At 73.4% G+C, this 24,829-nt stretch carries 26 protein-coding genes and 1 riboswitch; of the genes, 17 read left to right on the top strand and 9 right to left on the bottom strand.

Going from position 1 to position 24,829, the window contains the following annotated elements; genetic code table 11:
* Positions 1 to 2 precede the first annotated feature (2 nt).
* Complete coding sequence (locus CNX65_RS26775) at positions 3 to 1,343, top strand: COG1470 family protein (protein WP_096496229.1); 1,341 nt, start codon at positions 3 to 5, stop codon at positions 1,341 to 1,343.
* Positions 1,344 to 1,445: 102 nt separating this feature from the next.
* On the opposite strand, the gene CNX65_RS26770 is transcribed toward CNX65_RS26775, so the two are convergent.
* The 3 genes from CNX65_RS26770 to CNX65_RS26760 all read right to left on the bottom strand — a co-directional run bounded on the left by CNX65_RS26770 (position 1,446) and on the right by CNX65_RS26760 (position 3,677).
* Positions 1,446 to 2,087 (bottom strand): response regulator transcription factor, encoded by a 642-nt coding sequence (locus CNX65_RS26770; protein ID WP_096498018.1) that lies wholly within the window; start codon positions 2,085 to 2,087, stop codon positions 1,446 to 1,448.
* 280 nt (positions 2,088 to 2,367) lie between these two features.
* Positions 2,368 to 3,015: a response regulator gene (locus tag CNX65_RS26765; protein ID WP_177154690.1), complete on the bottom strand. Its 648-nt coding sequence runs from the start codon at positions 3,013 to 3,015 to the stop codon at positions 2,368 to 2,370.
* A 5-nt stretch (positions 3,016 to 3,020) separates the two neighbouring features.
* Positions 3,021 to 3,677, bottom strand: a complete 657-nt coding sequence (locus CNX65_RS26760; protein ID WP_096496227.1) for a sensor histidine kinase — start codon at positions 3,675 to 3,677, stop codon at positions 3,021 to 3,023.
* A 247-nt stretch (positions 3,678 to 3,924) separates the two neighbouring features.
* Between CNX65_RS26760 and CNX65_RS26755 the strand changes: the two genes are divergently transcribed.
* Positions 3,925 to 4,860, top strand: coding sequence for a radical SAM protein (locus CNX65_RS26755; RefSeq protein ID WP_232520029.1), 936 nt, complete (start codon positions 3,925 to 3,927; stop codon positions 4,858 to 4,860).
* Positions 4,861 to 4,873: 13 nt separating this feature from the next.
* Here the strand turns inward: CNX65_RS26755 and CNX65_RS26750 are convergent, their stop codons facing one another.
* Positions 4,874 to 5,176, bottom strand: a complete 303-nt coding sequence (locus CNX65_RS26750) for a PadR family transcriptional regulator (protein ID WP_015804076.1) — start codon at positions 5,174 to 5,176, stop codon at positions 4,874 to 4,876.
* 164 nt (positions 5,177 to 5,340) lie between these two features.
* Here CNX65_RS26750 and CNX65_RS26745 point away from each other — a divergent pair, with 164 nt between their 5' ends.
* From CNX65_RS26745 to CNX65_RS26725, 5 genes are all read left to right on the top strand, one after another.
* Entirely contained in the window at positions 5,341 to 6,252 is a 912-nt protein-coding gene (locus CNX65_RS26745; RefSeq protein ID WP_096496225.1) for a DUF1996 domain-containing protein, read from the top strand.
* 972 nt (positions 6,253 to 7,224) lie between these two features.
* The gene (locus CNX65_RS26740; protein WP_096496224.1) at positions 7,225 to 7,770 is read left to right on the top strand and encodes a sigma-70 family RNA polymerase sigma factor; all 546 of its coding nucleotides are present in this window, start codon (positions 7,225 to 7,227) and stop codon (positions 7,768 to 7,770) included.
* Complete coding sequence (locus CNX65_RS26735; protein ID WP_096496223.1) at positions 7,767 to 8,486, top strand: zf-HC2 domain-containing protein; 720 nt, start codon at positions 7,767 to 7,769, stop codon at positions 8,484 to 8,486. The genes CNX65_RS26740 and CNX65_RS26735 overlap by 4 nt, the downstream gene beginning before the upstream one ends.
* Positions 8,487 to 8,588: 102 nt before the next feature.
* On the top strand, positions 8,589 to 9,974 hold the full coding sequence (locus CNX65_RS26730; RefSeq protein ID WP_096496222.1) for a hypothetical protein: 1,386 nt from the start codon (positions 8,589 to 8,591) through the stop codon (positions 9,972 to 9,974).
* A gap of 406 nt (positions 9,975 to 10,380) precedes the next feature.
* Positions 10,381 to 11,124: a DUF4383 domain-containing protein gene (locus CNX65_RS26725; RefSeq protein ID WP_096496221.1), complete on the top strand. Its 744-nt coding sequence runs from the start codon at positions 10,381 to 10,383 to the stop codon at positions 11,122 to 11,124.
* An 86-nt stretch (positions 11,125 to 11,210) separates the two neighbouring features.
* Here CNX65_RS26725 and CNX65_RS26720 read toward each other — a convergent pair whose 3' ends face one another.
* Complete coding sequence (locus tag CNX65_RS26720) at positions 11,211 to 12,164, bottom strand: aldo/keto reductase (protein WP_096496220.1); 954 nt, start codon at positions 12,162 to 12,164, stop codon at positions 11,211 to 11,213.
* An 82-nt stretch (positions 12,165 to 12,246) separates the two neighbouring features.
* Here CNX65_RS26720 and CNX65_RS26715 point away from each other — a divergent pair, with 82 nt between their 5' ends.
* Positions 12,247 to 12,906, top strand: a complete 660-nt coding sequence (locus CNX65_RS26715) for a M50 family metallopeptidase (RefSeq protein WP_096496219.1) — start codon at positions 12,247 to 12,249, stop codon at positions 12,904 to 12,906.
* Between the two features lie 153 nt (positions 12,907 to 13,059).
* Here the strand turns inward: CNX65_RS26715 and CNX65_RS26710 are convergent, their stop codons facing one another.
* The 3 genes from CNX65_RS26710 to CNX65_RS26700 form a co-directional block, all read right to left on the bottom strand.
* Positions 13,060 to 13,359, bottom strand: a complete 300-nt coding sequence (locus CNX65_RS26710; protein WP_015804068.1) for a WhiB family transcriptional regulator — start codon at positions 13,357 to 13,359, stop codon at positions 13,060 to 13,062.
* A gap of 201 nt (positions 13,360 to 13,560) precedes the next feature.
* Positions 13,561 to 14,367: a SigB/SigF/SigG family RNA polymerase sigma factor gene (locus CNX65_RS26705; RefSeq protein WP_096496218.1), complete on the bottom strand. Its 807-nt coding sequence runs from the start codon at positions 14,365 to 14,367 to the stop codon at positions 13,561 to 13,563.
* Positions 14,364 to 14,801, bottom strand: a complete 438-nt coding sequence (locus CNX65_RS26700) for an ATP-binding protein (RefSeq protein ID WP_096496217.1) — start codon at positions 14,799 to 14,801, stop codon at positions 14,364 to 14,366. Before CNX65_RS26700 ends, CNX65_RS26705 begins: the two co-directional genes overlap by 4 nt.
* 158 nt (positions 14,802 to 14,959) lie before the next feature.
* Between CNX65_RS26700 and CNX65_RS26695 the strand changes: the two genes are divergently transcribed.
* Entirely contained in the window at positions 14,960 to 15,757 is a 798-nt protein-coding gene (locus CNX65_RS26695) for an ATP-binding protein (protein ID WP_096496216.1), read from the top strand.
* Here CNX65_RS26695 and CNX65_RS26690 read toward each other — a convergent pair.
* Positions 15,708 to 16,100: an STAS domain-containing protein gene (locus CNX65_RS26690; RefSeq protein WP_232520028.1), complete on the bottom strand. Its 393-nt coding sequence runs from the start codon at positions 16,098 to 16,100 to the stop codon at positions 15,708 to 15,710. The two genes, CNX65_RS26695 and CNX65_RS26690, sit on opposite strands and share 50 nt — an antisense overlap.
* A gap of 438 nt (positions 16,101 to 16,538) precedes the next feature.
* On the opposite strand from CNX65_RS26690, the gene CNX65_RS26685 reads away from it, so the two are divergent.
* The 8 genes from CNX65_RS26685 (at position 16,539) to gcvP (ending at position 24,768) form a co-directional block, all read left to right on the top strand.
* Positions 16,539 to 16,745: a hypothetical protein gene (locus CNX65_RS26685; protein WP_096496214.1), complete on the top strand. Its 207-nt coding sequence runs from the start codon at positions 16,539 to 16,541 to the stop codon at positions 16,743 to 16,745.
* Between the two features lie 386 nt (positions 16,746 to 17,131).
* The gene (locus CNX65_RS26680; RefSeq protein ID WP_096496213.1) at positions 17,132 to 17,743 is read left to right on the top strand and encodes a CDP-alcohol phosphatidyltransferase family protein; all 612 of its coding nucleotides are present in this window, start codon (positions 17,132 to 17,134) and stop codon (positions 17,741 to 17,743) included.
* A 58-nt stretch (positions 17,744 to 17,801) separates the two neighbouring features.
* Complete coding sequence (gene gcvH / locus CNX65_RS26675; protein WP_015804061.1) at positions 17,802 to 18,182, top strand: glycine cleavage system protein GcvH; 381 nt, start codon at positions 17,802 to 17,804, stop codon at positions 18,180 to 18,182.
* Positions 18,183 to 18,295: 113 nt separating this feature from the next.
* Complete coding sequence (gene garA / locus CNX65_RS26670) at positions 18,296 to 18,748, top strand: glycogen accumulation regulator GarA (protein WP_015804060.1); 453 nt, start codon at positions 18,296 to 18,298, stop codon at positions 18,746 to 18,748.
* A gap of 33 nt (positions 18,749 to 18,781) precedes the next feature.
* Positions 18,782 to 19,714 (top strand): transcriptional regulator FtsR, encoded by a 933-nt coding sequence (ftsR, locus tag CNX65_RS36435; protein WP_232520027.1) that lies wholly within the window; start codon positions 18,782 to 18,784, stop codon positions 19,712 to 19,714.
* 145 nt (positions 19,715 to 19,859) lie between these two features.
* Positions 19,860 to 20,333 carry a bifunctional nuclease family protein gene (locus CNX65_RS26660; protein ID WP_015804058.1) on the top strand — a complete coding sequence of 158 codons (474 nt, stop codon included), beginning with the start codon at positions 19,860 to 19,862 and terminating at the stop codon, positions 20,331 to 20,333.
* A gap of 384 nt (positions 20,334 to 20,717) precedes the next feature.
* Positions 20,718 to 21,284, top strand: coding sequence for a MerR family transcriptional regulator (locus tag CNX65_RS26655; RefSeq protein ID WP_096496212.1), 567 nt, complete (start codon positions 20,718 to 20,720; stop codon positions 21,282 to 21,284).
* Between the two features lie 345 nt (positions 21,285 to 21,629).
* A riboswitch (glycine riboswitch) is annotated at positions 21,630 to 21,720 on the top strand.
* A 159-nt stretch (positions 21,721 to 21,879) separates the two neighbouring features.
* Complete coding sequence (gene gcvP, locus CNX65_RS26650; protein WP_096496211.1) at positions 21,880 to 24,768, top strand: aminomethyl-transferring glycine dehydrogenase; 2,889 nt, start codon at positions 21,880 to 21,882, stop codon at positions 24,766 to 24,768.
* Positions 24,769 to 24,829 lie beyond the last annotated feature (61 nt).

Here is a 24,829-nt window from a genome sequence, read left to right as displayed (position 1 = left end):
CCATGGGTGCCACCGCCACGCTGTCAGCCCCCGCGCTGTCCGCAGAACCCGGCCAGCAGGTCGAGTGCACGGTCGTCGTGCGCAACACCGGCGGGCTGGTCGACCAGTTCACCGTCGACGTCGTCGGCGACACCGCGGAGTGGGCCGTCGCCGAACCGGCCGAGGTCAACCTGGTCCCCGACCAGACCGCCGAGGTCGTCGTCCGCTTCTCGCCGCCGCGCAGCTCCGCCGTCCACGCGGGCGTCCGGCCGTTCGGCGTGCGCGTCACCTCCCGCGAGGACCCGTACGGGTCGGTCGTGGAGGAGGGGACCGTCGAGGTCGGCGCGTTCACCGCGCTGCACGCCGAGCTGGTGCCCACCAAGAAGGAGGGCGCCCGGCGGGCCCGCTACGAGGTCGCCGTCGACAACACCGGCAACGCCCCCCTCGCGCTGCGGGTCGAACCGCTCGACCCCGAGGACGAGCTGGTCCTGACCGCCACCCCGCGCGAGCTCGTCCTGCCGCCCGGCACGACCGCGTTCGCCGAGGTCCTGGTCAAGCCGCACGACACGTTCCTGCGCGGCCAGCCGGTGCGCCGCCCGTTCCGGGTCCACGTCGTGCCCGCCGAGGGCGACGAGGTCGCCGTGGACGGCGTGCTGGTGCAGCGGCAGGTGCTGCCCAAGTGGCTGCTGCCCGCGCTCGCCGCCCTGCTCGCCCTCGCGCTGCTGCTCGCCACCCTGTGGTTCACCCTGCTCAAGCCCATGGTCAGCTCCGCCGCCCGCGAGGCCGCCGAGAAGCAGGCCGAGGAGGTCAAGGCCGTCGCCCAGGAGGCGCAGGCGGGCGCCGCCGCCGCGCAGGCCGGGGCGGACGAGGCCAGGCAGAACTCCGAGAAGGTCCTGGAGGCGGTCGGGATCGACCCGAGCACCGTGCTCGCGCCCGGCAGCTCCTCCGGCGGCGACGCGGCCGTCGCGCTGCCGCAGCGCTCCACCGCCCAGGCCCCGCCGCCCGCCGAGCCCACCGACTTCCGGGTGGCCGCCGACTCGCCGATCACCGGAGACGCGGGCCGGTTCTCCGACTTCACCCACACGCCCAAGGACGACAAGAAGACCCTGGCGATCACCGACCTGATCGTGCAGAACCCGCGCGGCGACGCCGGGAGCGTCCGCCTGCTGCGCGAGTCCAACGGGGCCCGCAGCACGCTGCTGGTGCTGGGCCTGGCGAACTTCCGCGACCAGGACTACCACTACGTGCAGCCGCTGCGGTTCAAGCCGGGCGAGAAGCTGGTCCTGTCGGTGAGCTGCCAGAACCCGGCCGAGCGCGGCAACTGCACCCCCTCGGTCTCGTTCTCCGGGCGCGTCGAGGGCTGACGCGCAGGGGCGCCGCCCGAGCACCGGGTCCCCGGTGCCAGGGCGGCGCCCCGTTTCCCGCACCTCGCGGCCGAACCTCCGAGAGGGGCGGGGGAGTGGCCCCTAGATCAGGCCCTCGCGCAGCGCGTAGGCCACCGCGTGCGCCCGGTTGCGCAGGCCGAACCGGTTGGTGATGTCGTGCAGGATGGACTTGACCGTCCGCTGCGAGTAGCACAGCCGCTCGGCGATCTCCCGCGTCTCGTACCCGTCGGCGATCAGCCGCAGCACCTCGGTCTCCCGGTTCGACATGCCCGCCATCGTCCAGCCGTTGGGGTGCAGGACGTTGCGCTGCAACCGGGACACCCGGTTCAGCAGCTTCCCGAGCAGGTCCGGCGGGAGCGCCCCCTCACCGGCGGCGGTCGCCTTCAGCAGCCGCACCAGCGTCTCCGGCGTCGCCTCCGAGCGGCGCACCACCGCGGACACCCCGCTGCTGACGGCGTTCAGCAGGTCCGAGTCCGCCACGTCCCCGGCCACCAGCACGATGCCGGGGCCCTCGCCCACCTGGAGCCTGCGCAGCAGCTGCTGCGCGTCCGAGTCCAACCGCTCCAGGACGACCAGCGCCACCTGGGCCTCTCCCCGAGCGCTGCCCTCGGGATCGACGAGCCTGACCTCCGGCCGCGCCCGCAGCGCCGCCGTCACCCCGGCTCTCGTGATCGAGTCGGTCGCGTGCAGGACGACCGACAACTGCTGCTGCTCCACGATCATGTCGCGCTCCAACCGGATTGCCGTGCCCCGTGTGTGCCCCGTCGAATCGTCCCGAGCCGGGGTGTCCCGACGCCATGGGCGCCACGTCCCGAACTGTCCCGGCCCGAGGTGCGGACAGCGCTTTCCGGGCGCCCCGCACCGTGCTCCCCGGCGTGCTGCCCTCCGGCCTTGATCGTTGTCCTGCAAGCACTTCTACCCACGAGATCCCGCTCCGCGCCGTCGGGCCGCGTCACCGGGACAGCGCGTCCAGGCACCGGGCGCACGCCACGTGAGAGCGCTCTCATCGCTGCCCCATCCCGGCCTCGCGGGCCCGCGCCACCGCTTCCGCCCGGTCGGCCGCGTGCAGCTTCCGCAGGATGTTCGACACGTGGTTGCGCACCGTCTTCGGGCTCAGCACCAGCTCCCGCGCGATCGCCCCGTTGCCCTCGCCGCCCGCCATCAGCCGCAGCACCTCGCGCTCCCGCGACGTCAGCTCCGGGAACGTCTCGGGGCGCTGCTGCGCGGGCGCGCCGAAGTACGCCAGCAACCGGCAGGCGATCGCCGGGCTGAAGATCGCCTCGCCCTCGGCCACCGCCCGCACCGCCCGCGCGATCTGCTGCGGCTGCGAGGCCTTCAGCAGGTAGCCGAGCGCGCCCGCGCGCATCGCCGCGAACACCGAGTCGTCGTCGTCGAACATCGTCAGCACCAGCACCCGCGCGCCGGGGTGCTCGGCCACGACGCGCCGCGTCGCCTCCACCCCGCCCAGGTCCGGCATGTTCAGGTCCATCACGACCACGTCCGGCCGCAGCGCCGCCGCCAGCTCGACGCCCATCCCGCCGCCCGACGCCTCGCCCACCACGGTGATCTCCGGCGAGGACGCCAGCACCGCCGCCAGCCCGAACCGGAACATCGGGTGGTCGTCCACCACCAGCACCCGCAGCGGTCGCACCGCGCTCACCCGCCCGCGGGCAGTTCGACCGCGATGCGCGTGCCACCCCGCTCGGGGACCTCGGCGGCCCACGTGCCGCCCACCTCGCGCGCCCGCTCCCGCATCGACCGCAGCCCCACGCCCGCCGGTCCCCCCTCGCCCGCGAGTCCCCCCTCGCGCGGCAGGCCGACCCCGTCGTCCACCACCTCGACCCGCAGCCGGTCGGTGAACCGCAGCCACACCGCGCAGCGCCGGGCGCCCGCGTGCCGCACCACGTTCGTCAGCGCCTCGCACACGATCCGGTAAGCGGCGACCTCGACGTCCGCCCCCAGCTCGGGAAGCTCCCCGACGACCGCCACCTCCACCGCCACCGGGTGCCGCCCGGCCAGCGCCCCCGCGTGCGCCCGCACCGCCCCCACCAGCCCCAGTCGCGCCAGCACCGGCGGGTGCTGCGCGTCGGCGGCGAGCCTGCGCACCTCGGCGACCGCGCCGTGCGCCTCCTCCTCCAGCGCCACCAGCAACCTGCCCGCCGCGGCGGCGTCGCGCGGCAGCAGCTCGCGCGCCGCGCGCAGGCCTAACGCGATAGCGGCCAGCGAGGGCCCGACCCCGTCGTGCAGCTCGCGCAGCACCCGGCGCCGCGCCTCGGCGGCGGCGTCCCCGGACACGACGAACTGGCGGCGCATCTGCCCTCCCGGATGAGGTCGACGGACGTGTGGGGGTCGACCTCGTACAGGTTGTCGCGAGCCTGCCGAGGACCGTTTCACAGCTTTCACCCGTTCCCACGTTGGGAGGAATCAGCCGCGAATTCCGGTTACCGGACATGTATCAGCGCCCTTGATCAGTGCTCCGTACGGAGAGGGGTTGCGACAGGAGGGCGGCGACATGGCTCAGGTTGGTGGACGCTCCGTGTTCCAAGTTCACCCGACCCGGTTGTGCACTCTGCGGTGCCTGCACTGCTACTCCAGCTCCGGTCCGGACGTCGCCGAGTCCCTGCCGATCGGAGTCCTCGGACCGGCCGTTCGCGCCGCCGCGACCCTCGGCTACGACGTCCTGAACGTCTCCGGCGGCGAACCGCTCCTGTACCCGGAGCTGCGGGCGCTGGTGGGCGCCGCGCGCGACGCCGGGATGCGCGCGGTCGTGACCACCAACGCGCTCTCGCTGTCCCCGCGCCGGATCGCGCTGCTGCGCGAGGTCGACCTGGTGGCCGTGTCGGTCGACGGGACCAGGGCCGACCACGACCGCCTGCGCGGCGAACCCGGCGCCCACGAGCGCGCGCTGGCGGGCGTTCGCAGGCTCTCCGAGGCGGGCGTCCCGGTGGGCGTGGTGACCACCCTGACCAAGTCGGGCACGACCAGGCTGGGCGAGGTGGCGGACCAGGTCGCGGCGGCGGGCGCCCTCCTGCTCCAGGTCCGCCCCCTGGAACCGGAGGGCGCGGGCCGCCGCCTGCTGCTCGAACGCCCCGGCGCGGTGGAGCTGGCCTGCGCGGCGGTGGAGCTGGGCAGGGCCGCGGCGGAGCACGGCCTCGCGGTCCAGCTCGACGCCGTCCCCCGCACCACCCTGCTGCGCGACCGCGCGTCGTTCACGGCGGAGAACGCCGCGGGCGCCCTGGGCGCCTGGCTGACCCCGCTGGTGGTGGAGGCGAACGGCGCCGTCGTCCCGGCGGCCCACGGCTTCGACCGCCGCTACGCCCTGGGCTCCCTCGTGGACCGCCCGCTGGCCGAGCTGGCCGCGACCTGGGACCCGGCCCCGTACCGGGAGCTGTGCGCGCGCACCTGGGAGCACCTGACCGACAGCCGGACCGGCCCGCTGGTCGCCTGGTACGGCCACCTGCTGCGCGCGTCCAGGGCCCGCGTCGGCTGCCCCTGAGCGGCGCCCGCCGTCAGGCCCCGTCGGCGCTGCGCCGCAACCGCTCCAGCGACCGGTGCGCCCTGGCGACGGCGGTCTGCGCCACCGGGACCGCGTCGGGGACCAGCCGGTAGTAGCGCCTGCGCGGCCGACCCTGCTCGCGCGGGTCGACCTCCTCCCACTCGCTGCACACCCACCCGCGCAGTTCGAGCCGGGCGAGGATGGGGTGCACGGTGCCGCTGGGCAACCCGGTGGTGCGGCACAGCTCCAGCCCGTACCGGGGCCGGTCGGCGTCCTCGAGCAGCACGCCGAGGACCAGCCGGGTCGGCAGCGTCATCCGGGGTCCTCCACCAGCCGCCACCAGGCCAAATCTACTTAGGGGGCGGTCGGGGGACACCGCATTTAGCGGGGTGCGGCCATTTTTCCCACCACCGGCCGAACGGCCGCAGCGACGGCGAGCCCGTGTCGGCGGGGTGGCGGGAGCCGGCAAGGTAGTCACCCGTGAGGGCGATCATCCTTGGGCTGGCGCTGCTCCTGACGCTGGCCGCCTGCGCGTCGGACGACCGCTACCTGCCCATCGACGAGGCCCCACGCGTGCCGCCGACACCGGTCGTGTCGGCGGACGCGTCGACCGGGACGTTCACGATCTCCTGCGGTCGCAACGAGGGGCGCCACCTCAACGCGGACAACGTGGTCATCTCACCGGGCCGCCCGAACGGCGCGCACCACACGCACGAGTACGTCGGCAACGAGTCGACGGACTACGCGTCGACGGACAGCTCGCTGGCGGCGTCCCCCACGACCTGCGCCCACGACGACCGCTCCGCGTACTACTGGCCGGTGCTGCGCCTGACCGACACCACGGGGCACGACGAGCACGAGCCGGGAGGGGGCGTGCACGGCAACACGGGGGAGGTCCTGCCGCCGGACGAGGTGGTGGTGACGTACCGGGGGAACCCGGCGGGGCACGTGCTGGCGATGCCCGCCGGTCTGCGCTTGATCACGGGCGACCCGGCGGCGTTCACCAACGGGGGAGGGCGGGCGCGGTGGGGGTGCGCGGGGGTGGACCGGGTGACGGACCGGTACCCGCTGTGCGAGCCGGGGAGCGGGGTGGAGCGCACGTTCGAGTTCCCGAGCTGCTGGGACGGGAGGAACACGGACAGCGCGAACCACCGGGGGCACGCGGTGTTCCCGCTGGGCGGGCAGGTTTGCCCGGCGGGGACGTTCCCGGTGCCCGCGTTGACGGTGCGGGTGCTGTACCGGGTGCCGGAGGGGCGGCCCTATGCGATCGACAGCTTTCCGGAGCAGTTGCGGGATCCTCGGACGGATCACGCGATGTTGGTGTCGGCGTTGCCCAGGGGGCTTGCGGAGCGGATTCGGGGGTGTTTGAACAGTGGGGAGTTGTGCAGTTGAGGTGGGGGAGCGGGGGGCGCGGTTGCGGGGGCGGATGCGGGGGGGCGGATGCGGGGGCGCGGATGTGGCGGGGGCGGGGAGGCGGTTGGGGGTCGCTGGGGAACCTTTGGGGCGCTGCTGAAGGCGCTGTGGGCCCGCTAGGCGAACCGCTGGTCCACGCGCTCTGTCGGCTCTCGGTTGAACGGACCGTTCAACCATGGTTGAACGGTCCGTTCGCTCGGCGACTTGCCTCACCCTGCCGGTTGAACGGTCCGTTCAACTCACCTGGCGGCTTGTCGTGTGTCTCTGGTTGAACGGTCCGTTCAACCTTGGGTGAGTGGTCCGTTCATCGCCGGTCTCGGGCGGGTGGACCGCTCGTTGGGCGGCTTGTCTCGCGTTGCCGGTTGAACGGTCCGTTCAACCCTGGGTGAGCGGACCACTCGCCGTTGTTCTGCTGGTGGACGGACCACTCGCCGCTGATCTGTGGGTGAACGGACCACTCGCCGTTGGTCTGTCGGTGGACGGACCACTCATCCCTGATCTGCGGTTGAACGGGCCGTTCATCGTTGGTTCTGCTGGTGAGTGGTCCGTTTGTGTGGTGGCTTGGCTCGCATTTGCGGTTGAACGGTCCGTTCAACTCACCTGGCGGTTTGTCGTGTGTCTCTGGTTGAACGGTCCGTTCAACCTTGGGTGAGTGGTCCGTTCATCGCCGGCCTTGGTGGCAGTCTCGGTGAACGGTCCGTTCATCCGTCTTCCGCGCCATCTCCGTCTTCCGTGCTACCACTCGTCGTCCGTGTCCCGACCTGTTCCCAACCCCCGACTTGTCCCCAACTTTCGCCCCGCTGCGCCCACCCCGACTCCGCTCCCAACCCCAACCCCGCCCTCGACCCCACCCTGACCCCGACCCCACTCCCACTCCCCACCCCCTCCAGATGAACCGTTCCCACCCCCCATCCGTGTTCACGAGCACGAGCTGGTGGAAGGAGTGGGTGGATGGCGGCTCTGTGGTCCCGCAAACGGGAGACCGCGGCCGACGAGGCCCTGATCAGGACCCTCTACGAGGAGCACGGTCGGGCGTTGTTGGCGTACGCCACGCGGTTGACCGGTGACCGGGCGGCGGCTGAGGACGTCGTCCAGGAGACCCTCGTCAGGGCCTGGCGGCACCCCGAGGCGCTGGTCAACGGCAAGGGTTCGGTGCGCGGGTGGTTGTTGACGGTCGCGCGCAACATCATCACCGACCGGGTCCGCGCCCGCGCCGCGCGACCGCAGGAGGTCGCGGAGTCGCCCGGTGCCGCGGCGGTCGCCCGCGACCACGCGGAGGCCGTGGTCGACTCGGTCGTCGTCCTGGAGGCGCTGCACCAGCTCTCCTCGGACCACCGCGACGTCCTGCTGGAGATCTACTTCCGGGGGCGGAGCGTCACCGAGGCCGCCGAGGCGCTCGGGGTGCCGCCGGGAACGGTGAAGTCGAGATCGCACTACGCGCTCAGAGCACTGCGCGAGACCTTCACCGGGGTCTCGCTGAAGGAGGTGGCGGGATGACCGGGACTCACGACAGCAGCCGCGTCCCGCAACTGCTCGGCGCGCACGTGCTGGGAGTGCTGGAGGAGGCGGAGGTGCGCGAGGTGGAGGCCCACTTGGCGACCTGCCCGACCTGCCGCGACGAGGTGAACGGGCTGAGGGCGATGGAGGAGGCGCTGGGCGAGGTCCCGCCCGAGGCGCTGCTGGACGGACCACCGGACGGCGGCGACCTGCTGCTGCGGCGCGCGCTGCGGCAGGTCGGGCAGGAGCGCCAGGTCCGCGCGTCACGCAGGCGCGTCGGCGCGGGCGTGGCCGCCGCCGCGGTCGTCGCGGTCGTGCTCGGCGGCGGCTTCGCGGTCGGCCGGGGCACCGCCCCCACCGACGACGCCGCCCTCTCCACCCCCACGCCCGTCCCGTCCGCGCCACCCTCCGGCACCCGCCTCGGCACCGGGGCCGACCAGGCCACCGGAGCCCGGATGACCGTCCAGGTCAGGCCCGCCGCGGGCTGGGTCAGGGTCAACGCCTCGGTCGCGGGCATCCCGAAGGGCGAGCAGTGCCGCATCGTCGTCGTGGCCAAGGACGGCACGACGCAGGACGCGGGCAGCTGGCTCGTCTCCGAGGCGGGGGAGAAGGACGGCACCACCCTGGACGGCTCGGCCCTGATCGCCCCCGAGGACGTCGCCGCCGTCGAGGTGCGCGACTTCGACGGCAGGACGTTCGTGTCCGTCCCAGTGTGACCCCGGCGCGTCCCGGTCTCCAGAGCGGAGACCGGGACACGATCGGGTGGACCACCGCCCGCTGCGGTGGCCGGGCGGCCCGGCGGTGCACAGCGTTGGGGGGTGGACCCCCAACAGAGCAACCGGGCCGCGTACACCGTGAACCGCGGTCTGTTCGACGCGTTCACCGCGCCCTCCGACAACCCGGCCGTCCAACCGCCGCGCAACCTGCGCAACACGATCCTGTCCCTGTGCCTGCCCGGCTGGGCCGCCCGCCCGCAGGACTTCACCGACGCCTGGTCCCCCGACCACCGCGCGGGCGGCACCGCGACCGCCCGCCGCATCGCCTCCGTCTTCGGCGACGTCCCGAAGGCCGACACCGCCTACACCTCCACCGGCCACCGCCTCGAGGAGGTCTACGGCTTCGTGGTCGACGCGGAGCTCCAGGTCGGCGAGGCGGACCACGACCAGGAGGCCCGCTACGAGCGCGCCTACCGCGCCCTGCACCGCGCCGAGGAGGTCGCCGACCCCGCCTCCGCCGACTGCCGCACCCACACCGTGCCCACCGACGCGTACCGCGCCTACCTGCGGCACGCCGTCGACCACGACAACGCCCGCGCCGCGCACAACCACGCCCGCCAGCACGGCGAGCTCGCGGAGGAGGAGTTCGACCTGGTCAGGCGGGTGTTCCTGCAGATGGAGCGGGACGGCGGACGGGAGATCAGGCAGGAGCTGGCGACCCTGGCCACCACCACGCGCAACGTGGTCGCGCGCGCGTTCGCCGACGCCCGCGAGCGGTTCGCGAGCGCCGAGCTGGACCTCGACGGGGTGCCGACGCGGCTGTCCGAGCTGATCCCCGCGGACTGGGCGGTCGGCGGCGGCGTGTGGGGGAGCGCGCGGTATGGGGCCGAGGCGGTCGGGCGGGTGGGCCAGGCCGAGGCCGACGCCTGGGCGTGGCACACCGGCATCGCCGACGGCATCTGGTCGCGGGGCGCCGAGCGCGTCCACTCCGACACCCCGATCGAGGGAATGGAGCTCACGTTCGAGTTCACCTCGGTGGCCGTCTACCGCCCGTGGTTGCAGTTCCTGCTGCTCGGGATGCCCGGCTGGGAGGTGCCCGGCATGGGGCCCGGCGAGCTGTCCCAGGGGCTGCGCGGCGACAACTCCCGGTCCTGGTGGCCGCTGCTGACCACGGCCTTCCTCGCCGTCCGCGACCTGCGGATCCGCGCCGACTGGGGCCCGGCGGACCGCGACCTGATCGCGTCCGCGCGGGAGGGCGCCGCGCTCGGCTGGGGCCCGTTCCAGGTCGCGGGCGAGTACGCGCACCAGCCCCAGGGCGTCCACGACCGGGTGCCCTCCGAGCTGCTCGGCGACGAGCTGGTGGTGCCCGGCGCCCAGGTGGTCGGGGTGCTCGGCCAGGTGGTCCCGTTCAGCCCGCCCGGCCTGACCGAGGTGCTGATCCCGCGCCAGGAGTCGCTGCTCGCGGGCAACGCCTACCTGATCTCCTGACCCCGGTAAACGCTTTGACGGCGGGTCCGGCCGGGTGGATGATCGACGGGTGGGAATCGAACTCGGCGCCGCCGTTCGGGCAACGGCGGCGTGCCGGCGTCCCGGCCTCACATGGGGTGGGTCGGACGGGTCCTGACCACGGCGGGACCTGCGCGCGCCCGACGCTGGAACTCCTGGTCGGGCGGGGTGGGAGCGGTTCCGTGAACTCCGCTCCCACCGCCTCGCGGAAACCCCCGAGAAAATCCACGGAAAACCTCGGAAAAAGGATTGAAGCATTTTCGGGGATCGCCTGGAAGATTTCTCGCTCCACTTCGAAGAACCGGAGAAGTTTGTCCTTCGCGAGCCGGGGGTAGTCGTAGGTCGTCCTGAGCCCGACGAGCGGGCTCACGGTCCCACGGAGGGCGTGATGACCCACTCGACCACCACCGGAACCGCCCCCGGTCGCGTCAAGGTCGCAGGTCTGCAACCGGCCCAAGTCCTCACCGCCCTGCTGGCCGTCCTGCTCCTGGCCGCCGGCGTCGTGGGCTTCGTCCGCACCGGCTTCGGCGACTTCGCGGGTGAGGGGCACGCCGAGGTCTTCGGCTTCCACGTCAACCCGCTCCACAACACCGTCCACCTGGCGACCGGCGTCCTGGGCCTGCTCATGGCGAGCGGTTCCGCGCTGTCGCGCCTCTACGGCTGGATCGTCCTGCTGGCCTACGGCGCGGTCACCGCGTGGGGCCTGATGATCACCGGCGTGCTGTCGGTCAACCCGGTCGCCGGCCTCGGCAACCCGCTGGCGATCAACAACGCCGACAATGGCCTGCACGCGGGCCTGGCGATCGCCGGTCTGGTCATCGCGATCCTCCCGGCCCGCCGCAAGATCGTCGTGGACGAGCCCGCGCACCAGCCCGAGATCCACGACGACACCGTCCGGGGCAACCGCTTCGACCAGCCGACGCTGCACCACCCGGCCCCGGAGCGCGACGTGCCCAAGCCCAGGGTCGAGGCCATGGACCCGACGATCGATCCCGGCAAGGTCAGCGCGGGCAAGCCCGACGCCCGGTCCGGCGACACCCGCCCGGTGCAGACCCAGGGCGGCGACACCAGGCCCACCCGCACCCAGCCCGCGGACGTGGAGGCCCCCGGCGCGCGGCGCCCGGTGCGCTGAACCACGAGCGCTGAGCACCAGCGCTGAACCACGAGCAGACGAGGGCCCGCTCCTGCGCAGGAGCGGGCCCTCTCGCGCGTCCGGGCTCAGGCAGCCGCGTCCAACCGCGCCAGGACCTCCTCGGGCAGCACCAGGTCGGCGGCCCCGAGCGCCTCGTCGACCTGCGCGACCGACGACACCCCCACCACCGGCACCACGCCCTGCGCCATCACCCAGCCCAGCACCACCTGGTTCCGGGTCAGCCCCAGCTCGTCCGCGACCTCCCCGAGCACCGCCAGGCGCCGCTCGTTGCCCACGTGCCGGTTCTCCTCGCGCAGCGGCCTGCCCGCGTACTGCCCGAACTGGAGCGCCGAGTACGCGACCAGCGCGAAGTCACCCTCGCTCCGGGCGAAGTCCAGCAGCTCCCCGGACATCAGCACGTGGCCGGACTCGGGCAGTCGGTACCCCGGCCGGGGGCGCAGGTAGCTGAACCGCAGCTGGGCCGCCGCGTACTTCGGCCACCCGTTCGCCCCGGACACCGCCCGCGCCCGCTCGATCCGCCACGTCGCGTGGTTGCTGCACGCGACCTCCCGCACCGACCCGCGCGCCACGAGCCCCGCGAACGCCCCCAGCGTCTCCGCCAGGTCGACGGACCGGTCCTCCACGTGGCTGTAGTACACGTCGACCCGGTCCGTGCCCAGCCGCCGCAGGCTCCCCTCGATCCCGGCCTCGACCACCCCGGCCGACAGCCCCTCGTACCCCGTCCCGGCCTGCCCCGGCCCCGACGCCGCGGGCCGCGCCCCGACCTTCGTGCCCAGCACCACCGAGTCCCGGTTGCCCCGCGCCGCGAGCCACCGCCCCAGCACGGCCTCGCTCTCGTCCCCCGTGCCTGCCTCGGTCCACGACACGTAGTTGTTCGCCGTGTCCAGGAACGTCCCGCCCGCCTCGGCGAACCGGTCCAGGATCGCGAACGAGGTCCCCTCGTCCACACCGGACCCGAACGGCAGGGTCCCCAGGCACAGCGCACTGACCTCCAGCGCCCCCAGGCGCGCAGTCCTCATGGCGGCGCAGCCTGCACCCTGGAGCGGACTCCAGGTCAAGCCTGCGGCGCGAACGGGCCCGGCACTGGCATCCTGGGCGGTGATGTCGACGATCGCGCAGTGGGCCCCCGCAGTGCTCGCCCTGGTCCTGGTGGCCAGTCCGGGCGTGTGGCGCTACGCCCGCCACACCATCACCATCGCCCACGAGGGCGGCCACGCGCTCATCGCGCTGCTCACCGGCCGCAGGCTCCAGGGCATCAAGCTCAACTCCGACACCTCCGGCGTCACCGTCTCGCGCGGCAGGCCGTCCGGACCGGGCGTGGTCGCGATGTACTTCGCGGGCTACGTCACCCCGCCGCTGCTCGGCCTTGGCGCCGCGTGGCTGGTCACCGAGGGGCACGTGCGCCAGCTGCTGTGGGCGACGGTCGTCCTGCTGGCCGCCATGCTGATCATGATCCGGAACGTCTTCGGCGTGTTCTCGGTGATCCTCACCGGGGGCGTGATGTTCGTCGTGTCCTTCTACGGGACCGACGACCTGAAGGCCGGGTTCGCGCTGTTCGTGGCCTGGTTCCTGCTGCTGGGCGGCGTGCGCCCGGTGGGGGAGCTGCAGAGCAGGCGGATGCGGGGCAGGGCGCCGCAGTCCGACGCCGACCAGCTCGCGCGCATCACCCGCGTGCCGGGGCTGGTGTGGGTGCTGCTGTTCGCCGCGGTGGCGATCGGGTCGCTCTTCTACGGCGGGCAGCTGCTCTTCCCCGAGCTCTGAGCCAGGGGACCCCGGAAAGCGCTGACGGGGCCTCTCCCGGTGGGAGGGGCCCCGCGTCTGTTCCGGCTCAGGGCGTCCCCGACGCCACCGGATCGCACTCGTACCGCGCTGTACCGTGCCGTTCGCTGCTCCGCCGGGACCTCCGCCGCGCGCTCAGGCGACGGCGCTGACCCGTCGGCGGGTGGCGGAGATGATCCGCCTGCGCTCGTCCTCGCCCATGCCGCCCCACACGCCGTAGGGCTCCTGCACGGCCAGCGCGTGCTCGCGGCACTGGGCCAGCACCGGGCAGCGCGCGCACAGCTCCTTGGCCCGGTTCTCGCGCGAGGCGCGCGCCGAGCCGCGCTCGTTGTCCGGGTGGAAGAACACCGCGCTGTCCCGCCCGCGGCAGAGCCCGTCCTTCTGCCAGTCCCAGACGTCGGTGACGGGCTTGGGCAGGCGTGCGGTGCTGGTCATGGTGCGACCCCCTCCAGGCGGCTCTCATCGGGTGCTGGTCAGGTCTTCCCCGCCGAACAGCGGGGCAAACGCCGGGAAGCCCGATCGGGCTACCTCTCAGCAAACGCTCAGGAGAACCGCCCGCGAGGGGGCGCCGGGGAGCGGTGAGCGGAGCCCTGCGCGCGCCGCTCACCCCGCTCGTCCGCCTTACTGCTCCAAGCCCTACTGCTCCAACCCGTCCCGCAGCTGCCGCAGCGTCTTGGCCAGCAGCCGCGACACGTGCATCTGCGAGATGCCGACCTTCTGCGCGATCTGGGTCTGCGTCATGTTCCCGAAGAACCGCATCACCACGATCCGCCGCTCCCGCTCCGGCAGCTTCTCCAGCAGCGGGTGCAGCGACTCGCGCTGCTCGATGGCCTCCAGCTCCGGGTCCTCCTCGCCGAGCGTGCTGCCCAGCGAGATGGAGCTGTCGTCGGCCACGAGCAGGTCGTCCAGCGAGGCGCTGTGGTAGGCGTTGCCCGCCGCCAGCCCCTCGTGCACCTCCTCGCGGCTCAGGCCGAGGTGCTGCGCCAGCTCGCTGGGCGTCGGCGCCCTGCCCAGCTCCTGCGACAGCCGCGCCGACCCGGCGTTGATCGCCAGGTGCAGCTCCTTGAGCCTGCGCGGCATCCGCACCGACCAGGACGAGTCGCGGAAGTACTTCCGCACCTCGCCCATGATCGTCGGCACGGCGAACGACAGGAAGTCGCTGCCGCGCTCCGGGTCGAACCGGTCGACCGCGTTGATCAGCCCGACGGTGGCCACCTGCACCAGGTCGTCGTGGGGCTCGCCCCGGTGCCCGAACCGGCGCGCGATGTGCCTGGCCACCGGCAGGTGCTCGGTGACCAGCTCGTCCCGCAGCCGCTCCCGCGCCGGGTCGCTCGCCGGGGTCTGGGCGAGCCGGGTGAACAGCGGGGCGAGGTGGTCGTAGTCGCCCTGACCGCTCGACTTGCCCGACGCCGCCTTCGTGGCGCCCCCTTCAGCCGCCGTCACGCATCCACCGTCCCCAGTGACCGCTTGACCAGGTCGATGTGCACCTCGTAGGCCTCCTCGCCCGACTTCGGCGCGACCCACGTGGTCACCGAGTCGACCAGCGCGCTCAGCACGCGCCAGCCGAAGCTGTCGCGGTCCGGCGGGGCGGCGCGCTCGGAGACGACCTGCGTCGACACCTGCACGTCCCCGTCCGCGACCACGAAGCGGGCGCTCAGCACCGCGCCCTTCGACGCCAGCGAGATCAGCGTCGAGCAGGCCTCGTCCACCGCGAGCTTCAGGTCCTCGATCGAGTCCAGGTCGAAGTCCTGCCGCATGGCGATGTCGGCCGCGACCGCGCGGACGATCGACAGTTGCGTGGGGTCCGCCGCCATCCGCAGCTCCACCCCGCTCAGGGCGTTGTCAAGCTCACCGCTGTGCGGCTCCGTGTGCGACACGCTCACCTCATCGTCCGATCTGGTTCCCAGGATGATCGGGGGTGCAGGCCCCCGGTAGTGCACCGACGCTATCGGTACCCGAAGTGGTGGTCGCTCACACGTGTGAGCGCCGCCATGAGCGGGAAGCCACCGAGGTGCACCACACGGGGAGGCGCACGGTGACCGACCAACTCGCCGACCGGCACTGGCGGGCGGAGTTCCCCGCCGAGCCAGCAAGGCTCTCGGCCCTTCGACAGCGCGTCGACCGGTGGCTCACCGGTCTCGGCGTCGAGCAGGACGACCGCTACGACCTGCTGATGGCCGTCAACGAGGCCGTCAGCAACTCCATCGAGCACGCCTACCCGCCGGGCTCGCCCGGCAGCGTGCGCGTCGAGGCGACCGCCGAGCCGGGCGGTCGCGTCAGGGTGGTCGTCGCCGACGACGGGCGCTGGCGCGTCCCGCCGCCGGGTCTGTCGTCCAGGGGGCGCGGCCTGCTGCTCATGCGCGAGAGCGTGGACGAGGTGCTGCTGGACCGGTCGCCCGGCGGCACCACCGTCGTCCTCGTGCTCTCCGGCAGGCACGCCCCCGGAACCACCCGCCTCGCGGTCAGCGCCCACCAGGAGGTGGTGGTGCGCGAGCGCGCGGGGTGGGTGGAGGTCGTGGTCAGGGGCGACGTGCCCGTCCGCGCAGGCCCCGCCGTGCGACGCGCGATCCTCACCGCGGCGCGCGGCGGCGCCGTTCCGGTGGTGGTGGACCTGCGCGAGCTGGGGGACCGGGCGGACGGGTTGGTGCGCAGCCTGCGCGCGGTCGCCTCGGCCGCGGCCGACGCGGGGACGCGCGTGGTGGTGCGGGCGCCCGAGGGCGGCCCCGCCCACCGGGCGCTCGTCGCCTCCGGGGTCGACCAGGTCGTGGACCTGGTCGAGCACGCTAGCCCCGGTCACCGCCCAGCGCCTCGGCCACCGACGGGTGAACGCTGAACACCTCGCCCAGACCGGTCGCGGCCAGCGGGCGGAGCACGGCGCGCTCCACCGCGACGACCCGGAACGCGGCCTGCTCGCGCGTGCTGCGCTGAGCGGCCTCCACGAGCACCGCGAGACCGGCCGACCCGAGGAATCCGACGCCGCCGAGGTCGAGCACGAGGGTGCCGCCGGTGGTGATCCGCTCGACCACCTCCGAGCGCAGCCGGGGCGCGGTCAGCATGTCGACCTCACCGGTGACCCTGACCACGGTGACGCCGTCGGCGACCCGCTCCGCGCTGATGTCGATGTGCTCGGCGGGCCCCGACTCGACGGCGCCCGCCCCGCTTCCGTCCGTGGTCACGACTTCGGGATCGTGAACCGACACGAGGGTCTCCTCTTCAACTGCCACCGCTTGTGGGGTGGGGAGCCCGTCAACGGGGTGCTTGTCCTGGCGCAGCGCAGGTCAACGCCCAGCCGGAGCTCCCCGGCACGGCTGTTGGCTCAACCGCTGCACCGCTCACCGTACGGAGCGCGGTCTGGCACCACAAGCCGCGCCCCGGCCCCATCAAGATCATCTTTTCTGAAGTGCCGGTGCTGTGGGCGGCCGGACCGCCGCGCCGAACGGTTGATCATCGCCGGGGTGGGTACGCCTTCGGTGAGCCGGTCGTGCAGCTCGGCGACCGCTCGGACCCGATGGGCGCGCAGGGCGCGCGAAGCGGACGTGTTCCGCACCACAATTCCCCCAGAAGGCGTCCGCCGATCACGGGCGGACGGCGCACCGGACGGAGGTCTGCACACCATGAGCACCACGACGGAAGCCGAGATCGGGCACGCGAAGCGCAGGGCGGCGCTGCCCACCGCGCCGTGCAGCGTCGTGTGGAGCAAGGGCCACGCGTACGTGCTCGAGGGTTTCCGGGCCCGCTGGGTCGGCGTCGACGACCGGGGTCGCCCGCAGGCGCTGACGGGCGCCGAGCTCCAGCGGCGGGGCTGGAGCCGCACCAGGTAGGGCGACGGCGCGAGGTGGGCCGGGGGCGCTCGGCGTCCCGCCCACCTCAACGCCCCCGACCGGAAGTCCCGGCTGGAGGTCCCCGACCCTCGAAGTGATCTTGAACGGCGGGGGTTTCCCACGACCCGCGCCGGGGAAGAACACCCCCTGTGAACAGCGGCACCCGGAACGCGCAGCGCGTCCGCCGAGCGCGAGCCCACCGGGCTCCCCGGCGCACGCCGCCGCGCCCGGCCGCCGCCCCCCGGCCCCGCCCGCCCGGCGCCCGGCCGGACGGCAGGCCGAACGGCCGCCCGCGCCCGACCGGGCCCCGCGCCCGCGCCGCGCGCCCGAACCCCCACCCCTACACCGGTGAGCCCCGCCACTGGCGTGCGCCTAGCATTCGTGCCGTGTCCACGCCGCCCGCAGCCGAACCGGCCCCCCAGGACCGGTACCTCACCATCCCCAACGCGCTCAGCGTCCTGCGGCTGCTCGGCGTGCCCGTGTTCCTCTACCTGCTGCTCGGCCCGCGCGCCGACGGCTGGGCGCTGGCGCTGCTGATCGCCGCGGGCGTCTCCGACTGGCTCGACGGCAAGATCGCGCGCTGGCTGGACCAGACCAGCAAGCTCGGCGTGCTGCTCGACCCGGCGGCCGACCGCCTCTACATCGTCGCCACGATGATCGCGTTCGTCGTGCGCGACATCCTGCCCCTGTGGGTGGTGCTGGTCCTGGTGGGCCGCGAGCTGGTGGTCGGCGCGTGCCTGCCGGTGCTGCGCCGCCTGGGCTACCGGGCCGCGTTCACGATCACCTACCTCGGCAAGGCCGCCACGTTCATCCTGCTCTACGCGTTCCCCATGCTCCTGGTCGCCCAGGGCGGCTCGACGTTCGCGCAGGTCATCAGGCCCTTCGCCTACGCCATGATGATCTGGGGAGCCGTCCTCTACCTGTGGTCCGGGGCCCTGTACGCGTACCAGCTCGTCCTCGCGTCCCGCGCGCAACGGCCGGGGGTCGTCTCAGCCTGAGCAGGACGTGGGAAGATCCGGAAGCGAAGATCCACCGTCATTGAAGGAGCGCACCGCGGTGATTCCCGAGGAGCTCAAGTACACCGAGGAACATGAGTGGGTGCAGCGCACAGGTGAGACCACCGTGCGCCTGGGCATCACCGACTTCGCCCAAGCCCAGCTCGGCGACGTCGTGTTCGTCCAGCTCCCGGAGCTCGGCGAGAAGGTCTCCGCAGGCCAGACGCTGGGCGAGGTGGAGTCGACCAAGAGCGTGTCGGACATCTACGCGCCGCTCGCGGGCGAGGTCACCGCGCGCAACGACTCACTGGACCAGCAGCCCGACCTCATCAACGAGGACCCCTACGGCGAGGGCTGGATGGTGGAGCTCCGCCTCGACGACACCGACGCGTTCGAGGGCCTCCTCGACGCCGCCGCATACCAGGAGCTGGTCCAGGAGTGACGTCGATCTTCCGCAAACTCTTCGGTCGCCGGGGGAGCCGATCCTCGGACGCAGGTTCGGGCACGATAGGTTCTAACGAACTCGACGGATCCAGCAGCAGGAGGAGAGCTCAGGTGAGCACGAACGACGGGCCAGGCGTTCCGCCCGAGCAGTCCCCGGAGCGGACCTCCGTTTTCCGGGCCGACTTCCTCGCCGAGGTCGAAGGCGCGCCCGCGAGCGAGCCCGCGGTGGCGGGCGTCGACGCCCTGCCGGCCGGGTCCGCCCTGCTGGTGGTCAAGCGGGGGCCCAACGCGGGCTCGCGCTTCCTGCTGGACCGGGACACGACCAGCGCAGGCCGCCACCCCGACAGCGACATCTTCCTCGACGACGTCACCGTGTCCCGCAGGCACGCGGAGTTCCGCCGCGAGGGCGGCGAGTTCGTGGTGATCGACGTGGGCAGCCTCAACGGCACCTACGTCAACCGCGAGCCCGTCGACCAGGCGGTCCTCGCGAACGGCGACGAGGTCCAGATCGGCAAGTTCCGCCTGGTCTTCCTGACCGGCCCCGGCGCGGGCGGCCAGGGGTAGCGCGGTGAGGCCGCGCCCGGCCGGGGAGGCAGCGTGACGTCGGCCGGGCGGCCCCAGCGCGGGGGGATGGGGATCGGGGCTGTGCTCTCGCAGCTCCGGGCCGAGTTCCCCGGCGTGACGATCTCCAAGATCCGCTTCCTGGAAGCGGAAGGGCTGGTCCGCCCGGCGCGCACCGCGTCGGGCTACCGCCGGTTCAGCGCTTCGGACGTCGAGCGGCTGAGGCACGTGCTCACCGCGCAGCGCGACCACTACCTGCCGCTCAAGGTCATCCGCGAGCAGCTGGACGCGGCCGACGACGGCCTCTCGGGTCCCGCTCCGGTGGGGCCCGTTCCGCTCTCGGCGGAACGCGACGTGGATCACGGCCGGGGCGAGCAGCAGCCCGCGGGCCGCCCGTGGTCCACGACGCGGCGCCAGGGCGGCGAGCACGGCGCGCGGTCCGGTGACGAGGTCCCGGCCGCCCGCGAGGCCGAGCACCCCCTGCCGACCGGTTCCGCGCCGGAGCGCGCCGCGCCCGCGCGTCCGGCGGCCCCCGCCCCCCGCTCCGAGCTCCCCACCGCGGCCGACCTGGCCCCCGCGCCCGGCGACCGCCTGTCCCGCGAGGACCTGCTGGCCCAGTCCGGGCTCGACCGGGCGGCCCTCGCCGAGCTGGAGCGGTCGGGCCTGCTCGCGCCCGGCCCCGGCGGCCTGCACGACCCCGACGCGCTGGCCGTGGCCAGGACCGTCCGGGCCCTCGCCCGCCACGGCGTCGAGCCGCGCGACCTGCGCCCCGCCCGCGCCGCCGCCGACCGCGACCTGGCCACCGTCGAGCGCGTCCTCGCCCCGCTGCGCCCCGGCCGCGACCCGAGGACCAGGGCGCGCGCCGACGAGGTGGGCCGCGAGGTGGCCGCGCTGCTCGTGGCGCTGCACACACTGCTGGTCCGCTCCGGCGTGCGCGAACTCGCCGGTGACCGCGTTTCGCCGAGGTGAACGCGCGGGAACGCGGTGCGAAGGAAGATGCCGGGCGGTTGCGCACACAGCCCGCTTGGCGGGTAGCGTCGGGAGAGCATGTGGGGAATCCTCGTAGACCAACGGGGACGCCAGAGTTTCAGCGCGCTGAGGGAGGCGATACCCGATGAGCGAGATGCGCGTCGTCGGAGTGCGGGTGGAGCTGCCCGCGAACCAGCCGATCCTGCTGCTGCGCGAGACCGAGGGTGAGCGGTACCTGCCGATCTGGATCGGCTCGGTGGAGGCCACCGCCATCGCCCTTGAGCAGCAGGGTGTGCGACCCGCCCGGCCGCTGACCCACGACCTGCTCAAGGACGTGATCGGGGCGCTGGGGCGGCAGCTCGAACAGGTTCGCATCATCGATCTCCAGGAGGGCACCTACTTCGCCGAGCTCGTGTTCGACGGCGACATCAGGGTGTCCGCGCGGCCCAGCGACTCCGTGGCGCTGGCGCTGCGGGTCGGCGTCCCGATCCACGCGGACGAGGCCGTGCTCGCCGAGGCCGGGCTGATCATCCCGGACGAGCAGGAGGACGAGGTCGAGAAGTTCCGCGAGTTCCTCGACTCCGTCTCCCCGGAGGACTTCCGCGGCGCGGACACGTAGGCCGCGCCACGGGCTCGGACAGCGCGGAGGGGGCCGTCCACGATCTTCGGATCGGGGCGGCCCCCTCCGCCGCGTCACGGTGTGTTGCCGGGGTGTGGTGTTGGCCCCACCCGGTGAGGGATGGGTGGGTGACGGACGCCCGCATCACGCCCCGTTGACCGGTTTCGGCTAAACGATCACTAAACGTCACTCGGTCGGACGATGCAGCCCTATTCTCTCAACCTCAACCTCAGGTTGAGGGTCGACACGCCCCGCGCGTCGCGTTGACCAGCCCCCTAGCCGGTCTTACCGTCGAGCTCAGGTGAAGTGCCGCGGTGTGAGTCGACACCGGTCGGCTTCACGTTGGTCACCGGTCGTCGTGACCGGAACCGAGGGGAGGCAGGCGTGGTCGAGGAAGCGCCCATCCGGGCCGGATTCGGCGAACAGGGTGAGCTGTTCCCGGACTCCTCGCTGCCGGACGAGCTGGTCGGCTACCGGGGGCCCGCCGCGTGCCAGATCGCCGGGATCACCTACCGGCAGCTCGACTACTGGGCGAGGACGGGCCTGGTGAACCCGACCATAAGGAGCGCCCACGGCTCCGGGAGCCAGCGGCTCTACTCGTTCAAGGACATCCTGGTCCTCAAGGTGGTCAAGCGGCTGCTGGACACCGGAGTCTCGCTGCAGAACATCCGGGTCGCGGTGGACCACCTGCGCGAGCGCGGGGTGCAGGACCTCGCCCGGATAACGCTGTTCAGCGACGGCGCCACGGTCTACGAGTGCACCTCGCCCGAGGAGGTCGTCGACCTGCTGCAGGGCGGTCAGGGCGTGTTCGGGATCGCGGTCAGCGGGGCCATGCGGGAGATCAGCGGGACGATCCACGAGTTCCCGGCCGAGCGCGCGGACGGCACCGAGATCGTGGTGGTGGCTGAGGACGAGCTGGCCAAGCGCAGGCGCACGAGAGCCACGGGCTGACGTTCCGCGGCCGGGCGAACCGGGCGCAGCCGACCGGGCCGCCGCCCGTCGGCCGCCGCCCCCGACCCGCGCGCCCCGTGAAGCCGAGCTGAACCGCGCCGTCCCCCGCGCCCGCCGCTGCCCGCTGTCCGCCACCGGGCGCGCGCCGACCGCCGCCGCTGACTGCCGCCGCTCCCTGCCGCTGCCGACCGCCGCCGCTGCTCGATGATCACCCGGTCGCCGCCGCCCGGAGAGCCCCTCCACCCCGCCCGCTCGACCACTCGGCGCAACCAGCTGCCCTGAGATCCACGTCGCGAGAGTGTGAACGGGCACCCCCCGGCCGGGTAAGCTCCTCCGGTAGTCGTTTCACCCCGCGCGGGAGAGTCCGAGCCCAGCTCGGCGCCGAAGGAGCAAATCCTCCCCGGAACCTCTCAGGCCCCAGGACCGCGCGGGCGAGACACCTCTGGAAAGCGGGTCGAGTCGACCCCGCCGACGGTGCAAACCCGGTCCCGACCGGGTGAAGCTCTCAGGCCGCCCGCTCGCGGGCCGGAGACAGAGGGGGAGGGCGCTCCAGGACACAGGTGTGCCCACAGCCCGCTGCACCGGAAGGCCCCAGATGACGCAGGACCGCATCCCGCTCGCCGCCCTCGAGCACGGGACCCCGTTCGCCGACCGCCACGTCGGCCCCCGCCCCGCCGAGCTGGCCAGGATGCTCGACGTCATCGGCGTCGGGTCCCTGGAGGAGCTGGCGCAGCGCGCGGTGCCCGAGTCGATCCGCGAGGGCGACCTGGCGCTGGACCTGCCCGAGCCCGCCACCGAGACCGAGGCCCTCGCCGAGCTGCGCGCGCTCGCCGCCCGCAACCGGCCGATGACCCAGATGATCGGCCTCGGCTACCACGGCACGTTCACCCCGGCCGTGATCCGCCGCAACGTGCTGGAGAACCCGGCCTGGTACACGGCGTACACCCCGTACCAGCCGGAGATCTCGCAGGGCCGCCTGGAGGCGCTGCTCAACTTCCAGACCGTCGTCGGCGACCTGACCGGCGTCCCCGTGGCCAACGCCTCGATGCTGGACGAGCCCACCGCCGCCGCCGAGGCCATGACCCTCGTGCGCCGCGCGGGCCGCTCCAAGTCCACCAGGTTCGTGGTCGACGCCGACACCCTCCCGCAGACCCTCGCGGTCATCGAGACCAGGGCCGAGCCGCTCGGCATCGAGATCGTCGTGGCCGACCTGTCCCAGGGCTTGGAGGGCCTGGGCCTCGGCGGCGACTTCTTCGGCGTGCTGCTGTCCTACCCCGGCGCCTCCGGCGTGGTCCGCGACCACGAGGGCCTCATCGCCGAGATCCACAAGGCGGGTGCCCAGGCCGTCGTCGCCGCCGACCTGCTCGCCCTCACCCTGCTGCGCCCGCCCGGCGAGATCGGCGCGGACGTCGTCGTCGGCACCACCCAGCGGTTCGGCGTGCCCATGGGCTTCGGCGGCCCCCACGCCGGCTACATGGCGGTCCGCTCCGGCCTGGAGCGCCAGCTGCCCGGCCGCCTGGTCGGCGTGTCCGTCGACGCCGACGGCAACCCCGCGTACCGCCTGGCGCTCCAGACCCGCGAGCAGCACATCCGCCGTGAGAAGGCCACCAGCAACATCTGCACCGCGCAGGTCCTGCTGGCCGTCATGGCGTCGATGTACGCCGTCTACCACGGCCCCGACGGCCTGCGCGCCATCGCGACCCGCGCCCACCGCATGGCCACCGTGCTCGCCGCGGGCCTGTGCGAGGGCGGCGTGGACGTCGTGCACGGCGAGTTCTTCGACACCGTCCGCGCCTCCGTGCCGGGCCGCGCCGACGAGGTCGTCGCCGCCGCGCGCGAGCTGGGCGTGAACCTGTGGCGGGTCGACGCCGACACCGTGTCGATCGCCTGCGACGAGACCACCACCCGCGCGCACCTCGCGCTGGTGTGGCGGGCGTTCGGCGTGGCCGTCGCCGACGTGGACGCCCTCGACTCCGACACCGCCGACGGCATCCCCGCCGACCTGCGCCGCACCACCGACTACCTGACCCACCCGGTGTTCCACAGCCACCGCTCGGAGACCGCGCTGCTGCGCTACCTGCGGTCCCTGTCGGACAAGGACGTGGCGCTCGACCGCAGCATGATCCCGCTCGGCTCGTGCACCATGAAGCTCAACGCGACCGCCGAGATGGAGCCGGTCACCTGGCCGGAGTTCGCCGACCTGCACCCGTTCGCGCCCGCCTCCGACGCCGAGGGCCTGCTCTCGCTCATCGGCGACCTGGAGGGCTGGCTGGCCGAGGTCACCGGGTACGACGCGGTCTCGCTCCAGCCGAACGCGGGCAGCCAGGGCGAGTTCGCGGGCCTGCTCGCGATCCGGGCGTACCACCGGGCCAACGGCGACCTCGAGCGCGACGTGTGCCTGATCCCGTCGTCCGCGCACGGCACCAACGCCGCGTCCGCCGTGATGGCCGGGATGCGGGTGGTCGTCGTCAAGTGCGACGAGCGCGGCAACGTGGACCTGGGCGACCTCAAGGACAAGGTCCTGGAGCACGCCGAGCGGCTGGCCGCGATCATGATCACTTACCCGTCGACGCACGGGGTGTACGAGGACACCGTGCGCGAGGTCTGCGGCCTGGTGCACGACGCGGGCGGCCAGGTGTACGTGGACGGGGCGAACCTGAACGCGCTCATCGGGCTGGCCCGGTACGGCAAGTTCGGGTCGGACGTGTCGCACCTGAACCTGCACAAGACGTTCTGCATCCCGCACGGCGGCGGTGGCCCCGGCGTCGGCCCGATCGGCGTCCGCTCGCACCTGGCCCCGTACCTGCCGAACCACCCGCTCCAGCCGGGCGCGGGCCCGGAGACCGGCGTCGGCCCGATCTCGGGCGCGCCGTGGGGCTCGGCGTCGATCCTGCCGATCTCGTGGGCGTACGTGCGCATGATGGGCGCGGACGGCCTGCGGCGGGCCACGATGACGGCGGTCGCGGCGGCGAACTACGTCGCGCGGCGCCTGGACGAGCACTACCCGGTCCTCTACACCGGCGAGGGCGGGTTCGTGGCCCACGAGTGCATCCTCGACCTGCGCCCGCTGACCAAGGCGACCGGCGTGACCGTGGACGACGTGGCCAAGCGCCTCGCGGACTACGGCCTGCACGCCCCCACGATGTCGTTCCCGGTCGCGGGCACGCTCATGGTCGAGCCGACCGAGAGCGAGGACCTGGCCGAGATCGACCGCTTCGTGGACGCGATGATCGCGATCCGCCGCGAGATCGACAAGGTCGGCGCGGGCGAGTGGCCCGCTGACGACAACCCGCTCCGCAACGCCCCGCACACCGCGGCGTCGGTGACGGGGGAGTGGGCGCACCCGTACGGCCGCGACGTGGCGGTGTTCCCGGCGGGGACGTCGGCCCCGAAGATCTGGCCGCCGGTCCGCAGGATCGACGGCGCGAAGGGCGACCGCAACCTGGTCTGCTCCTGCCCGCCGATCTCCGCGTTCGGCGGCTGATCAGCGCCTGGGCGACATCGAGGGGGTCGACGCTTCCAGGGCGTCGGCCCCCTTCGCCGTG

This window comes from Actinosynnema pretiosum, assembly GCF_002354875.1.
GTDB classification, from domain to species: domain Bacteria; phylum Actinomycetota; class Actinomycetes; order Mycobacteriales; family Pseudonocardiaceae; genus Actinosynnema; species Actinosynnema auranticum.
The sequence above is the reverse complement of the archived record's forward strand: the minus strand, read 5'-3'. Positions and strand labels throughout refer to the sequence as shown.

Coding starts and splice junctions, on each gene's coding strand:
- CNX65_RS26775 (WP_096496229.1), top strand. CDS start 3: ATGGGTGCCACCGCCACGCTGTCAGCCCCCGCGCTGTCCGCAGAACCC.
- CNX65_RS26770 (WP_096498018.1), bottom strand. CDS start 2,087: ATGATCGTGGAGCAGCAGCAGTTGTCGGTCGTCCTGCACGCGACCGAC.
- CNX65_RS26760 (WP_096496227.1), bottom strand. CDS start 3,677: ATGCGCCGCCAGTTCGTCGTGTCCGGGGACGCCGCCGCCGAGGCGCGG.
- CNX65_RS26750 (WP_015804076.1), bottom strand. CDS start 5,176: ATGACGCTGCCGACCCGGCTGGTCCTCGGCGTGCTGCTCGAGGACGCC.
- CNX65_RS26740 (WP_096496224.1), top strand. CDS start 7,225: ATGGCGGCTCTGTGGTCCCGCAAACGGGAGACCGCGGCCGACGAGGCC.
- CNX65_RS26735 (WP_096496223.1), top strand. CDS start 7,767: ATGACCGGGACTCACGACAGCAGCCGCGTCCCGCAACTGCTCGGCGCG.
- CNX65_RS26725 (WP_096496221.1), top strand. CDS start 10,381: ATGACCCACTCGACCACCACCGGAACCGCCCCCGGTCGCGTCAAGGTC.
- CNX65_RS26720 (WP_096496220.1), bottom strand. CDS start 12,164: ATGAGGACTGCGCGCCTGGGGGCGCTGGAGGTCAGTGCGCTGTGCCTG.
- CNX65_RS26715 (WP_096496219.1), top strand. CDS start 12,247: ATGTCGACGATCGCGCAGTGGGCCCCCGCAGTGCTCGCCCTGGTCCTG.
- CNX65_RS26710 (WP_015804068.1), bottom strand. CDS start 13,359: ATGACCAGCACCGCACGCCTGCCCAAGCCCGTCACCGACGTCTGGGAC.
- CNX65_RS26685 (WP_096496214.1), top strand. CDS start 16,539: ATGAGCACCACGACGGAAGCCGAGATCGGGCACGCGAAGCGCAGGGCG.
- CNX65_RS26660 (WP_015804058.1), top strand. CDS start 19,860: ATGAGCGAGATGCGCGTCGTCGGAGTGCGGGTGGAGCTGCCCGCGAAC.
- gcvP (WP_096496211.1), top strand. CDS start 21,880: ATGACGCAGGACCGCATCCCGCTCGCCGCCCTCGAGCACGGGACCCCG.